Origin of the sequence: Laedolimicola intestinihominis (assembly GCF_040096155.1) — a bacterium.
Lineage (GTDB): Bacteria > Bacillota > Clostridia > Lachnospirales > Lachnospiraceae > Laedolimicola > Laedolimicola intestinihominis.
In genome coordinates this window covers 201395-214623 of record NZ_JBBMFE010000003.1, presented here as the reverse complement: position 1 = coordinate 214623, position 13229 = coordinate 201395, and the positions used below count along the sequence as shown (strand labels likewise).

The window sequence follows — 13229 nt, the reverse complement described above, 5'->3', positions numbered from 1 at the left end:
GATTTTTTTTGTATACAAGAGAAAGCCTTTGTGCTATGATAAAATGTGATATGTAGACAAAAGACGGAGGGAGTTTATGAGATCAAAGAACGGCTGGGTGCTGCTGATTATGCTGCTTTCCGGCATCGTATTGGGAGGCTTTATCGGCATGCTGACGGCAAATGTATCAGGCCTTAGCTGGTTGAATTACGGACAGAGCTTCGGTCTGGAGAATCCGATTGTGCTGGATTTGGGGTTGTTGATTCTGACCTTCGGCCTGACCATCCATATCTCGATTGCCAGCATCCTGGGCGTGGTGATCGCGATTATTATATACCGGAAGCTGTAAAGCACCGGTTTCAGAAAATGGTTGTTCTGTCGTTATCCGCTGCCTGGAGAGCAGAAAGGAACGAATATGAGTACAACAACCATGAAAGAACTATATAAGGAAGAACGTCCTTATGAAAAATGTGTGAAAGCCGGAGCAGCTGCTCTTTCCGACGCGGAATTGCTGGCCGTGGTTATGCGGACGGGCACTCGGGGGGAAAATGCCTGTCAGCTGGCGGGAAGGATCTTAAGCCTGCCGGGCTGCGAAGGCCTGAAGGGCCTGAATCGGATTTCCATGGAGCGTCTGATGGACGTCCGGGGTATCGGACAGGTGAAAGCTGTGCAGCTGAAATGTGTGGCGGAGCTGGCGGCCCGGATGGCAAAAGCGAAAGCGGCTGAACGTCTTGCCTTTGACACACCGGAGACGATTGCGGATTATTTCATGGAGGAGCTGCGTTACGCGGAGCAGGAACAGCTGCATGTGCTTTTTCTGAATACCAGAAATAAACTTCTGAAAGAAAAGCTCATGTTCCAGGGCACGGTTAACGCGTCGCTGGTTTCACCGAGGGAGATTTTCATGGAGGCGCTGGAATGCCGGGCGGTGCGCATGGTGCTGGTACACAATCATCCCAGCGGCGATGCGGCTCCAAGCCCCGAGGATATCCGGATGACGCGCCGCATTTACAAAGCAGGAGAAATGCTGGGTATCCAGCTTTTGGATCATATTATTATAGGTGATCATTGTTATAGCTCCTTTCAGGAGCGGGGAATACTATCTGAAGAATAAGAGTTTAGAAGAAAGTGAGGAGAAAGACATGTCTGCACAGAGTTTTGGATGCGACTTTGGTACAAGCAGCATCAAGATCTACAGTAAGGAGAGCGATACCATTTACTGCGAAAAGAATATGGTGGCCATTGAGGAGAAGAAGGGAATGATTGCCTACGGCGACGAGGCTTTCGAAATGCATGAGAAGGCACCGTCCAATATCGAGGTGCTTTACCCCATGTCCTTCGGAACCGTAGCCAGCATTACCTATATGCAGGAGTTCCTGAAGGCTTTTCTGGAGACTCATACCAAGGGTAATTTAAAGGGCGCGGAGTTTGTGGTAGCGCTGCCTACCGATGTACAGGATCGTGTGTTCAGCACGCTGATTCAGGGAACAGGTCTCAAGTCCAGGAATATCCAGATGATTGACAAGCCGGTAGCGGCAGGTCTGGGTCTGGGTCTGGATGTGACGCAGTCCCAGGGTATCATGATCGTAGATGTGGGAGCGGATACCACGGAGATCTCCATCCTGTCTCTGGGCGGAACTGTCACCAGCAAGCTGATTAAGAACGGCGGCAATAAGATCGACGAGGCCATCGCCAATGCCATCCGCCGGGAGTATGGTTATTTCATCGGTAATAAAACTGCCGAGATTCTGAAAGATGAGCTGGGTTATCAGCCCGGTGACACTACATCCAAGCGGGAAATCTGTGGCCGCAATATGGCTCTGGGACTTCCGGCCCTTCTGGAGATTACCGCGGACTTCGTGGCAAATGCCATTGCGGAGAATCTGAAGTCTATCGTGGATGCCATCAAAGTGATTCTGGAGAGAACCCCGCCCGAGCTTGGTGTGGATATCATCCGCAACGGCATCTTCCTGACTGGCGGCGTGGCCAACTTAAAGGGTCTGGACAAGCTCATCGCGGACGCCACCAATATCAAGGTGAATCTGGTGGAGAAGCCGGAGGAGTGCGTGGCCAGGGGACTGGAGCGTGTGATCAAGGAGAAGGAGTTCAAGAGCCTGACCTTCGTGACCAAAGAGCAGAACTATAACTAAGTAATATCAGGTGAAGTATGAAGAAGAAAAATCATTTTACAGTACCGCCAAAGTACATATTTGCGGTGCTGGCGATTCTTTGTATCGGAATGATGTACGCGTCTTACGCCACCGGTTTCGCGGGCAGCACGCTGGGCCGTATCACCGGCTATATCTTCGTGCCTTTTGAGCGGGGCATCAACAGTGTGGGCGGCTGGGCCAGAGATAAAGGTAACAGCCTGCAGGATCTGGCGGACGCTCAGGCGGAGAATAAGGCTTTGCAGGAGCAGGTGGATGAGCTGACCCTTCAGAACAGCCGGCTGATGCAGAATCAGTACCGGCTGCAGGAACTGGAGGCTCTCTATAATCTGGATCAGACCTATGGAGAGTATAACAAGGTGGCGGCTAACATCATTGCCAGCGACTCCGGTAACTGGTTCAACACCTTTGTCATTGACAAGGGCAGCAAGGACGGTCTGGCGACAGATATGAACGTCATCGCAGGCAGCGGCCTGGTTGGTATTATTACCAAGGTGGGTGACAACTGGGCGCAGGTGCGCTCTATCATCGACGATATGAGCGAAGTCAGCGCCCAGGTGCTTTCCACCTCCGATCTCTGCTTTGTAAAGGGCGATTTACAGTTGATGGAGTCCGGCCTGATTCAGCTTTACCAGCTGCGGGATACGGAAGGAAAGGCCAGCATCGGTGACACGGTGGTGACTTCCCATGTAAGCGACAAGTACCACGCGGGACTGCTGATCGGCTATATCAATGAACTGAGTCTGGATTCCAATAACCTGACCCGTTCCGGCACACTGACTCCGGCTGTGGATTTCGAACATCTGCATTCGGTGCTTGTCATCACTGATATAAAGCAGACAGTGGAAGAATAGACAGGAGTGAAAAGGATGAGACGTAAAGCGATAGAAGCGCTTCTGATTATCATATGCTTTATCCTGCAGTGTACGGTATTTCAGGCACTGTCCCTGGCAGGAATTGTTCCGAATCTGCTGCTGATTGTGACATCCTCCCTGGGTTTTATGCGCGGGGAAAAAGAGGGTATGGCCGTAGGCTTTTTTTCCGGCCTTCTGACGGATATTTTCTTTGGGCGGCTGTTCGGCTTTTACAGTCTTCTGTATATGTTTCTGGGATATGGAAGCGGCCTGTTTCACAGAATGTTTTACGATGAAGATATCAAGCTTCCGATGATTTGGATTGCGTTGTCAGAGCTCGTATATGGACTGAGCGTCTATTTCTTCCTGTTCCTGATGCGGAGACGGTTCCATTTTGGTTTTTATTTCGGACATATCATCTTTCCGGAGCTGGTGTATACCGTAGTGGTGACCATTGTACTCTACCGCCTGATTCGTTCACTGAATCACTGGCTGGAGAAAAAGGAAAAGGAAGAAGGCGAGAGCCGTATGGCATCTCCCATAATACCTTATAAGGATAATGGACAGACGGATCATAAGACAGAGGAGTAAGAAAAGATTTGTTGGACGAAATCAAAGAAACCTTAAGTAATTTAATAAAATCAAGAACCTTTGTCCTGGTCGTGGTGTTTGTGGCTCTCTTCGGCATTCTTCTGCAGCGGGTTTTCTATCTGCAGATTGTAAAGGGCGGCGATTATCAGGATTCCTTTACCCTGAAGACCGAGCGCGAGGTATCAGTGGCCAGCACCCGTGGAAAGATTTACGACCGGAATGGAGAGGTACTGGCCTACAGTGAGCTTTCCTATTCCGTTACCATTCAGGATAACGGTACGTATGCCAATACCCGGACCAAGAACGCGAAACTGAACGAGACCATCTATAAGCTGATTAAGCTGATTGAGAAGAATGGCGACAGCGTGGTTAGCGACCTGGGTATTGTATACAATCACGGCCAGTTTGAATATTCGCTGGAAGGAAATTCCCTTCTGCGATTAAAAGCTGATGTATATGGCAAGAATAAGATCAGCGAGCTGGAGCCCAAGCAGGAGCTTGCCACTGCAGACGAGCTGATGGCGTATATGTGTGGTGAGAAAAAATACGATATCCGCAGCTCCTATACGGAAGAGGAACAGCAGAAATACGGCATTTCCGTAGCAGGATATACGCCTGAGGAGCAGCTGCAGATCGCGACCATCCGGTTTGGCATCTCCGCTAATAACTATAAGCGTTACGTGGCGACCACTGTGGCTACGGATGTATCCGAGGAGACCGTAGCGGCAGTTTTGGAAAATCAGAGCGAGCTGCAGGGCGCGGAGATCGAGGAGAGCAGCCGGAGAGTCTATCCGGACAGCGAATATTTCGCGCCGATCATCGGTTATATCGGAAAGGCGTCCCAGGATGAGCTGGACAGCCTGCAGGAGGAGAACCCCGACTATGAGCTCAACGATATCGTGGGAAAATCAGGTATCGAGCAGTATATGGAGACAGAACTTCAGGGAACCAAGGGCTACGAAAAGATGTACGTGGACAGCGTGGGCCGGATTCTGGAGGTGGCCGAACAGAAGGACGCGGTTCCGGGCAATGACGTCTATCTGACCATTGACAAGAACCTGCAGATGGCCTGCTACAATATTCTGGAGCAGAAGCTGGCCGGTATTTTGATTTCCAAGATTCAGAATACCAAGGAGTACAATCCGGGTCCCAATGCCAGCGCTGCCAAGATTATGATTCCGATCTACGATGTATACTATGCGTTGATCAACAATTATATTATTGATACGACTCATTTTAACGCGGGCGACGCCACGGATCTGGAAAAGAGCGTATACAGCCGTTTCCAGGTGAAGCTGCAGAATACGGTGGACAGCCTGATTGCGGAGCTGAATTCACAAAACGCGGCGGCTTATCAGAACCTCTCCAAAGAGATGAAAAATTATATGAGTTATATCGTGGCCAATGTGCTGATGGGAGATAATCAGGTGCTGATGAAGGATGCTGTGGATACTTCGGATGCCACTTATATCGCCTGGACCACCGACGAGACCATCAGTCTCCGGGAATATCTGCAGTATGCAATTTCCAAAAACTGGATCGACGTTACGAAGATTTCGGGCGACAATCCTTATCTGGATTCGGCGGAGATCTATCAGTCAGTACTGCAATATATCCGAGACGCCCTGATGGATGACGCGGAATTTGGGAAAATGCTGTACAAGTATATGTTGTTGGACGATCAGCTCTCAGGCAGAGAAATTTGTCTTTTATTATATGACCAGAATGTGTTAGAATATGACGAGGATACCGTATCCAGGCTGAATTCCGGAGCGCTCAGTTCCTACACATTCATGTTGGACAAGATTCGGAATCTGGAGATCACGCCGGCTCAGCTGGCTTTGGAGCCCTGCAGCGGCGGCATTGTGATTGTGGATGTGAAGACCGGTCAGACTCTGGCCTGTGTCACGTATCCCAGCTATGATAACAACCGTCTGACCAATGTGATGGATTCCGATTATTACAACAGCCTGCGAAAAGACCTGTCATCACCCTTTGTCAACCGTGTGACCCAGGAAAATCTGGCGCCCGGTTCTACGTTCAAGCCGATTACAGCGATTGCGGGTCTGGAAGAGGGCGTGATTACCCCCTCAACAACGATTTATGCGTCCGGCGTATTTACGGAGATTACGCCGTCGCCCACCTGCTGGATTTTTAACCAGTATGGCGGACATCACGGCAATGAGACAGTGACTACGGCTATTCGTGATTCCTGTAATGTGTTCTTCTATGAGGTGGGCTACCGTCTGGCAGGCGGTCGGAGCGCCGGAGGATACAATGTGGACAAGGGTCTGACGGCACTGGAAAAATATGCCAGAATGTTTGGGCTGGGAGATAAATCCGGTCTGGAGCTTTCCGAGTACGAGCCGCGGATTTCTGATAAGGACGCGGTACGTTCCGCCATCGGACAGGGTACCAACAGCTATTCCCTTTCCCATATCGCCCGCTATGTGGCAACGTTGGCGAACCGGGGAAATTGCTATGACCTGACGCTCCTTGATAAACTGACAGAGACAGATGGTACGCTGATCGAGGAGTATCAGCCAAAGCTGCACAATCAGGTACAGATTGCGGACAGCAGCTGGAATGCAGTGCAGCAGGGTATGCGCCTGGTGGCTGAGAACACCAAATCTTTGAGTGCTTTGAGCGATCTGGGACTCAATGTGGCGGGTAAGACCGGTACGGCGCAGCAGAGTAAGAGCCATCCGAACCATGCGTTATTTGTAGGCTTCGCGCCTTACGAGTCGCCGGAAATTGCCATTGCCGTCCGTATCGCTAACGGTTATACATCCGCAAACTGTGCGGAGGTGGGCGCGGATGTGTTCAAATATTACTTTAACCTTGCGGATGAGGAAGATATCTTAAGCGGAACTGCCAGCGGTTCCAGCGGACAGACAATCGGGGATTAGGAGTGAAAGTGATGTCGAATCAATCAGTTATCATCAAAAGTAACCGGTACGGGCTGATTGTCATTCTGGATGAGAAGCCTGACTGGGAGACCATAAAGAAAGAAGTAGCTGAGAAATTCAGCGCTTCCGCCAAATTTTTTGGAAACGCCCAGATGGCCCTGTGCTTTCAGGGAAGAACTTTAAGCATGGCGGAGGAACAGGAACTGGCGGATGTCATAGGAAAGAGTTGCCAGATTCAGGTGGTCTGCCTGGTGGATGAAAATCAGGTGACCGAGCAGCATATGAAGCAGGCGGTGGATCAGGTGGCAGGGGCAGCTGCAAGCCCGTCGGAGCATGACCTGACCAATCTGCAGGATGGGCGTTTCTATAAAGGAACCTTACGTTCCGGCCAGGTACTGGAATCAGAAACCAGCATCATTATTCTGGGAGACGTCAATCCGGGAGCCCGGGTGGTATCTAAGGGAAATGTAATCGTACTTGGAACTCTGAAGGGCAATGTGTTTGTGGGTGCAGCCGGTAATGAAGCAGCCTTTGTGGCGGCTCTTTCCATGGATCCCATGCAGATTCGGATTGGCGATGTGATAGCCCGCAGCTCCGACGGCGCGGCGGTACGGAAGAAGAAAGCAGATGACACGCCGAAGATTGCCTTTGTGGAAGATGGGAACATTTATATAGAACCCATTACAAAAGATGTATTAAATGATATTAAATTATAAAAGCTTGGAGGAAAAAGGTATGAGTGAAGTAATTGTAATTACATCCGGGAAAGGCGGCGTGGGTAAAACCACATCCACCGCGAATATTGGAACGGGACTTGCGAAGCTGGGTAAAAGTGTGGTAATGATCGATACAGATATCGGACTGCGGAATCTGGATGTGGTTATGGGACTGGAAAACCGGATTGTATACAATCTGGTAGACGTGGTAGAGGGTAACTGCCGTATGAAGCAGGCACTCATTAAGGATAAGCGGTATAACAATCTCTGTCTGCTTCCTTCTGCGCAGACACGGGATAAGACGGCAGTGAATCCGGAACAGATGAAGAAGCTTATCGAGGAGCTTAAGCCTGAGTTTGACTACATACTGCTGGACTGCCCCGCAGGTATTGAGCAGGGCTTCAAGAACGCCATCGCCGCGGCGGACCGGGCGCTTATCGTGACTACGCCGGAGGTTTCCGCTATCCGCGACGCGGACCGCATCATCGGTCTTCTGGAAGCCAATGACATCCACAAGATCAATCTGATCGTGAATCGTCTGCGCATGGATATGGTAAAGCGCGGCGATATGATGTCCATTGAGGACGTTATTGATATCCTGGCCATCGATCTCATCGGAGCCGTACCGGACGACGAGAGCATCGTAGTGGCTACCAACCAGGGTGAGCCGCTGGCCGGCGATTCTTCTCTGGCCGGAACCGCTTATATGAACATCTGTAAGCGTATCATGGGTGAGGATGTGCCGCTTATGAATCTGGATGTAAACAACGGATTCTTCGCAAAGCTGTCCAAGCTGTTTAAATAAGTAAAGGGGGAGAAGGAAAATGGCATTGATGGATTTTTTCCGGAAAAAGAGTTCAGGAGACGTGGCCAAAGACAGACTCAAGCTGCTTTTGATCTCTGACCGGGCAAACTGTTCCCCTGAAGTAATGGAACTGATTAAGAACGATATTATCAAGGTTATCTCAAAATATATGGAGATCGACTGTGAAAATCTGGACATCCAGATTACCCAGACCGAATCCGACGGGCAGAATGGTCATGTACCGGCCCTGTGCGCCAATATTCCGATTAAGGATCTGAAGCACAAGGATCAGCTGCGGTAGGGATAATCTCGGGTATAAGAGGAGTATTATGTTAAAACAGTATCGATTGAGGGATTACAGATTCAGACTTGTGTGTTATGTGTATGCTATCAGTATTATCGGAATCCTGGTTATCGGAAGCGCGGAAAAATCCGTACAGAGTCAGCAGATTCTGGGACTATTTCTGGGAACCGTGGCCATGATTGTAGTCTCATTGATTGATTACACCTGGGTTTTGAAGTTTTACTGGCTGATATATGCCTTTAACCTGGTGCTTTTACTTTTGGTAAAGACGCCCTTGGGCGATGACGCCAATGGAGCGGTTCGGTGGCTGAAGATAGGCGGTTTCCGTTTTCAGCCCTCAGAGCTGTCCAAGCTTTTACTGATTCTGTTTTTCGCGAAAATGCTGGAAAAGTACAGAGAAAATCTGAATACCTGGAAGGTGCTGGGATTGATGGCGGCGCTCTTTGCGGTGCCCGCGGCTCTGATTAAGAGCCAGCCGGATCTGTCCACGACCATTTCCATCTGCATGACCTTTGCTATCCTGCTTTTTATCTCGGGCTTAAGCTACAAGCTCATCGGCGGAGCGCTGGCGGTGGGAATCCCGGCAGCGGTGATTTTCATCAGCCTGATTATGCAGCCGGATCAGAAGCTTCTCGACCATTACGCCTGGCTTCGAATTATGGCCTGGCTGAATCCGACCCAGTACGCGGATAACGCCTATCAGCAGCAGAATTCCATCATGGCCATCGGTTCCGGCCAGTTGGTGGGGAAGGGGCTGAACAATAATCTGGTTTCTTCCGTAAAGAACGGCAGTTTCATTGCAGAGCCCCAGACGGATTTTATCTTTGCGGTGGCCGGGGAGGAGCTTGGATTTATCGGCTGTGCAACAATTATTTTACTATTGGCGTTAATTGTGATAGAATGTATCTGGATTGGTAAGAAATCGCGAGATTTTTCGGGTACGCTGATCTGTTGCGGAGTGGCTGGTTATATCGGGTTTCAGAGTTTTGTCAACATCTGCGTCGCAACGGGGATTTTTCCGAATACGGGAATCCCGCTGCCCTTTGTGAGCTATGGACTGACGTCGCTTTTGACGCTGTTTATGGCCATAGGATTTGTGTTAAATGTCGGCTTGCAGCCGAAAAAATACTAACTTTGGGGGTGTTCCTATGAACATTGGATTAATCGCACATGATGCAAAGAAAAAACTGATGCAGAATTTCTGTATTGCATACAGAGGAATTCTCAGTAAGCATGAACTCTATGCGACGGGTACCACCGGCAGACTGATTGTGGAGGTTACGAATCTGAATGTACACCGGTATCTGGCGGGCCATCTGGGCGGACAGCAGCAGCTCGCGGCACAGATTGAGCATAACCAGATGGATTTGGTGATCTTTCTGCGGGACCCGCTGAATCCCAAGCAGCATGAGCCGGATGTGAATAACGTGGTAAAGCTCTGCGATATGTATAACATTCCGCTGGCTACCAATCTGGCTACCGCGGAGCTTCTGATCAAGGCTCTGGACCGTGGCGATATGGAATGGAGAGAATTATATAACTAGATTGTATAATTAGTCGGAAAAAAAGTAAATAATAGTTGTGTTTTTAGGGCAGATCGACTATACTGTTATTATCTAAAAAAGGATCGAACAGCCTTTAAAAGAAAAATGGGAAAACCAAGGAGGACACGGCTATGGTGCAGTTAATTGTAGGAAGTAAGGGAGACGGAAAGACAAAGCATTTGCTGGACAGAGTAAACAACCAGATTAAGACAGCGTCAGGCAACATCGTATACCTGGATAAGAATACCAAGCATATGCATGAGCTTGACAACAAGGTTCGTCTTATCAATGTAGCTGATTATCCGCTTAAGAACTGTGATGAGTTCATCGGTTTTATCTGTGGTATTATTTCACAGGATTACGACCTGGAGCAGATGTATCTGGACAGCTTTCTGAAAATCGCCCATCTGGAGGGAGAGGATCTGACAGACGCGCTGACTCAGCTGAACGCCATCAGCGAGCAGTTCAAGGTAAACTTCTGTCTGAGCATTTCCGTTGAAGAGAACCAGCTTCCTGAATTCGCGAAAGAGCAGGTTATCATTTCCTGTTAGTTAAATGATTTTATTTCTGCACAATACATAAGAGGATGCCCTGTTTTCAGGGCGTCCTCTCGTTAAGTATGGAGGAAATTGACTGGTGGCAAAAACCGGGAAAAAGAGAAAAAAGGTAGTCAGAATGGGGCGGACCCTGAATGTGGGTGTTGTCTTTTTCGGGTTTATTGCCATCTATCTGATTATCTGTATTTATATGTATTTTACTTCGACGCATATCTCCGGGTATGAGGTCATAGAGGGAAATCTTGCGACGGATTACCGCTATACGGGTATTGCCCTGCGGACGGAGCAGGTATATTCTACGGAAAAGACAGGTTATATCAATTATTATGCGTCGGAAAGTGAGAAGGTGTCGGTCCTCTCGACGGTTTATACGTTGGATGAGAGCGGCAAAATGGCGGATATTTTGCAGGAAAACGCGGGAGACATCAGTTTGGGTGAAGAGGATTACGCAGAGCTTCGTTCGCAAATCAGCACTTATATGAGCAGTTTTTCTGATATGGAATTTGACAGTGTATACAATTTTAAAACGAATGTAGACAGCACGATTCTGGAGCTTGTCAACCAGAATATGATTGACAAGCTGGACAGCGCTACGGATGACAATAGCGCCCTGTTCACGCGGTACAACGCGGCCACGGCCGGAGTGGTGGAGTATTATATAGACGGCTATGAGGATGCCAGCCTCGATGATTTGAATGCGGACTGGTTTGACGAGACAAAATATCAGCGGCAGAATCTGCGGACCAATGAACTGGTCAGTTCCGGGGATCCGGCCTATAAGCTGGTGACGGACGAAAACTGGAAGCTGGTATTTCCGCTGGACGCAGAGATGGAAAGCTATATCCTGGATAAGATGCAGGCCAATCAGCGGACTGCGGAGGACGGTACGGTAACACAGGGAACCACCTACATACAGATACAGTTTGATAAGGACGGGGAGACGGTGTGGCCTTCTGTGACTGTGGAATATCGGGACGGACAGGCCTATGGCGTGCTTTCTTTTGTAAATTCCATGGTGCGCTACGCAAATGAGAGATATCTGAGCTTTGAGGTGCTGCGCGACGAGACTTCGGGTCTGAAGATTCCGAGGACGGCCATTACGGAGAAGGATTTCTATGTGATTCCTGCAGTTTATCTGACTAAGGTGGAAAATGACACCGGCTTCATGAAACAGGTGACCGGAGAGGACGGCGCAGTGACTGCGCAGTTTGTGAATTGTACGATTTACTATCAGGATGAAGAAAATGCCTATGTGGATCCGGAAGAGGAGAGCTTCAGCACTTCCATGAAGAAGCTTGTGAGTGGAGATTTGCTGGTGAAGACAGATTCGTCGGAAACTTATCAGGTGGGGCAGACCGCGAAGCTTACAGGCGTCTATAATATTAACAAGGGTTACACGATTTTCCGCCGGGTGGAGGTTCTCTACGAAAATGAGGAGTACAGTATTGTGAAAGAGGGAACCAGCTTCGGACTGTCCGTGTACGATCGGATAGTGCTGAACGCGGCGACTGTCACGGAGGATCAGGTAATTTATTAGGAGATACCAGGAGGAGCAAAATATGAGTATGGTAGTGGAAAATCTTGCAGAGGTAGAGAAGCATATATGCGAGGCATGTGCGCGCGCAGGACGTTCCCGGGATGAGGTGACCCTGATTGCGGTCAGCAAGACCAAGCCCGTGTCGATGATTGAGGAACTGCTTCCGGGCGGCACACGGGATTTCGGGGAAAATAAGGTACAGGAGCTTGTGGACAAATACGAGGTGCTGCCGAAAGATATTCACTGGCACCTGATCGGCCATCTGCAGCGCAATAAGGTCAAATATGTGGTGGATAAAGCCTGCCTGATTCATTCCGTGGATTCTATGCGGCTGGCAGAGACCATCAGCGAAGAGGGCGTGAAGAAAGGCGTCACGGTTCCGGTGCTTATCGAAGTCAATGTAGCCGGCGAGGAGAGCAAGTTCGGTGTCACTTTGGAGGAAACGGAAGGTCTGGTGCGTGAAATCGCCAAGCTTCCGTCCATTCAGATAAAAGGGCTGATGACCATAGCGCCCTATGTGGAAGATCCGGAGGAGAACCGGGTACATTTTTCCAGATTAAAGCAATTATCTGTTGACATCAAGAACAAAAATATTGATAATGTATCTATGGATGTCTTGTCCATGGGCATGACCGGTGATTATCAGGTAGCTATCGAAGAAGGCGCTACCATGGTGCGCGTGGGGACAGGCATTTTCGGAGAAAGAAATTACAATATCTAAAAAGAATAGATTGGAGACAGCGGTATGAGTGTAATCGATAAATTTCTGGATGTCATGAAGCTCGGCGGTGACGACGAGTATGACGATTATGAGGATGATTACGACTACGAGGACGACTACGACGATAAGCCTAAGAAAAGCATTTTTAAGAAAAAGAAGGACGAGGACGCAGAGGATGATTTTCCGGAGGATGCTGCTTCCGCAAAATCTGCCAAGGTAACTCCGATTCGACAGGCCCAGAGAAGAAGTGGCAACGGCATGGAGGTCTGTGTGATTAAGCCGACCAGCTACGAGGATTCTCTGGAGGTTATGGATACCCTGCTCAGCAACCGCACCGTAGTCCTGAATTTTGAGGGACTGGATGTGGATGTAGCTCAGAGGATTATTGATTTTACCTCCGGCGGCTGCTATGCCATTGGCGGTCATCTGCAGAAGGTGTCCGGTTACATTTTCCTGGTTACGCCGAAGAATGTGGATATCTCCGGTGATCTGCAGGATATTTTAAGCGGTTCCCTGGATCTTCCGTCTGTGTATAATAAGTAAT

15 protein-coding genes are annotated in these 13229 nt (G+C 49.2%); all 15 read left to right on the top strand.

Going from position 1 to position 13229, the window contains the following annotated elements; genetic code table 11:
• The first annotated feature begins 76 nt into the window (after positions 1-76).
• Positions 77-328 (top strand): DUF4321 domain-containing protein, encoded by a 252-nt coding sequence (locus WMO29_RS05255; RefSeq protein ID WP_178038183.1) that lies wholly within the window; start codon positions 77-79, stop codon positions 326-328.
• A gap of 66 nt (positions 329-394) precedes the next feature.
• Positions 395-1093 carry a RadC family protein gene (gene radC, locus WMO29_RS05250; protein ID WP_349164057.1) on the top strand — a complete coding sequence of 233 codons (699 nt, stop codon included), beginning with the start codon at positions 395-397 and terminating at the stop codon, positions 1091-1093.
• A 28-nt stretch (positions 1094-1121) separates the two neighbouring features.
• Positions 1122-2129, top strand: coding sequence for a rod shape-determining protein (locus tag WMO29_RS05245; RefSeq protein WP_349164056.1), 1008 nt, complete (start codon positions 1122-1124; stop codon positions 2127-2129).
• A gap of 17 nt (positions 2130-2146) precedes the next feature.
• Positions 2147-3001 carry a rod shape-determining protein MreC gene (mreC, locus tag WMO29_RS05240; RefSeq protein WP_349164055.1) on the top strand — a complete coding sequence of 285 codons (855 nt, stop codon included), beginning with the start codon at positions 2147-2149 and terminating at the stop codon, positions 2999-3001.
• Positions 3002-3016: 15 nt separating this feature from the next.
• Positions 3017-3592, top strand: coding sequence for a rod shape-determining protein MreD (gene mreD / locus WMO29_RS05235; RefSeq protein WP_349164054.1), 576 nt, complete (start codon positions 3017-3019; stop codon positions 3590-3592).
• A gap of 8 nt (positions 3593-3600) precedes the next feature.
• Complete coding sequence (locus WMO29_RS05230) at positions 3601-6501, top strand: penicillin-binding transpeptidase domain-containing protein (RefSeq protein WP_349164053.1); 2901 nt, start codon at positions 3601-3603, stop codon at positions 6499-6501.
• An 11-nt stretch (positions 6502-6512) separates the two neighbouring features.
• The gene (gene minC / locus WMO29_RS05225) at positions 6513-7217 is read left to right on the top strand and encodes a septum site-determining protein MinC (RefSeq protein WP_178038177.1); all 705 of its coding nucleotides are present in this window, start codon (positions 6513-6515) and stop codon (positions 7215-7217) included.
• A gap of 19 nt (positions 7218-7236) precedes the next feature.
• A complete protein-coding gene (gene minD / locus WMO29_RS05220) occupies positions 7237-8022 on the top strand; it encodes a septum site-determining protein MinD (RefSeq protein ID WP_178038176.1) in 786 nt (261 codons plus the stop codon).
• 19 nt (positions 8023-8041) lie between these two features.
• The gene (gene minE / locus WMO29_RS05215; RefSeq protein ID WP_178038175.1) at positions 8042-8323 is read left to right on the top strand and encodes a cell division topological specificity factor MinE; all 282 of its coding nucleotides are present in this window, start codon (positions 8042-8044) and stop codon (positions 8321-8323) included.
• 28 nt (positions 8324-8351) lie between these two features.
• Complete coding sequence (locus WMO29_RS05210) at positions 8352-9458, top strand: FtsW/RodA/SpoVE family cell cycle protein (protein ID WP_178038174.1); 1107 nt, start codon at positions 8352-8354, stop codon at positions 9456-9458.
• A gap of 16 nt (positions 9459-9474) precedes the next feature.
• Positions 9475-9870 (top strand): methylglyoxal synthase, encoded by a 396-nt coding sequence (gene mgsA / locus WMO29_RS05205; RefSeq protein ID WP_178038173.1) that lies wholly within the window; start codon positions 9475-9477, stop codon positions 9868-9870.
• 131 nt (positions 9871-10001) lie between these two features.
• On the top strand, positions 10002-10421 hold the full coding sequence (locus tag WMO29_RS05200) for a twitching motility protein PilT (protein WP_178038172.1): 420 nt from the start codon (positions 10002-10004) through the stop codon (positions 10419-10421).
• Between the two features lie 85 nt (positions 10422-10506).
• Positions 10507-11964, top strand: coding sequence for a biotin/lipoyl attachment domain-containing protein (locus tag WMO29_RS05195; RefSeq protein ID WP_349164052.1), 1458 nt, complete (start codon positions 10507-10509; stop codon positions 11962-11964).
• A 28-nt stretch (positions 11965-11992) separates the two neighbouring features.
• Complete coding sequence (locus WMO29_RS05190; RefSeq protein WP_349164140.1) at positions 11993-12685, top strand: YggS family pyridoxal phosphate-dependent enzyme; 693 nt, start codon at positions 11993-11995, stop codon at positions 12683-12685.
• A gap of 24 nt (positions 12686-12709) precedes the next feature.
• Positions 12710-13228: a cell division protein SepF gene (locus tag WMO29_RS05185; protein ID WP_178038170.1), complete on the top strand. Its 519-nt coding sequence runs from the start codon at positions 12710-12712 to the stop codon at positions 13226-13228.
• Position 13229: the final 1 nt, after the last annotated feature.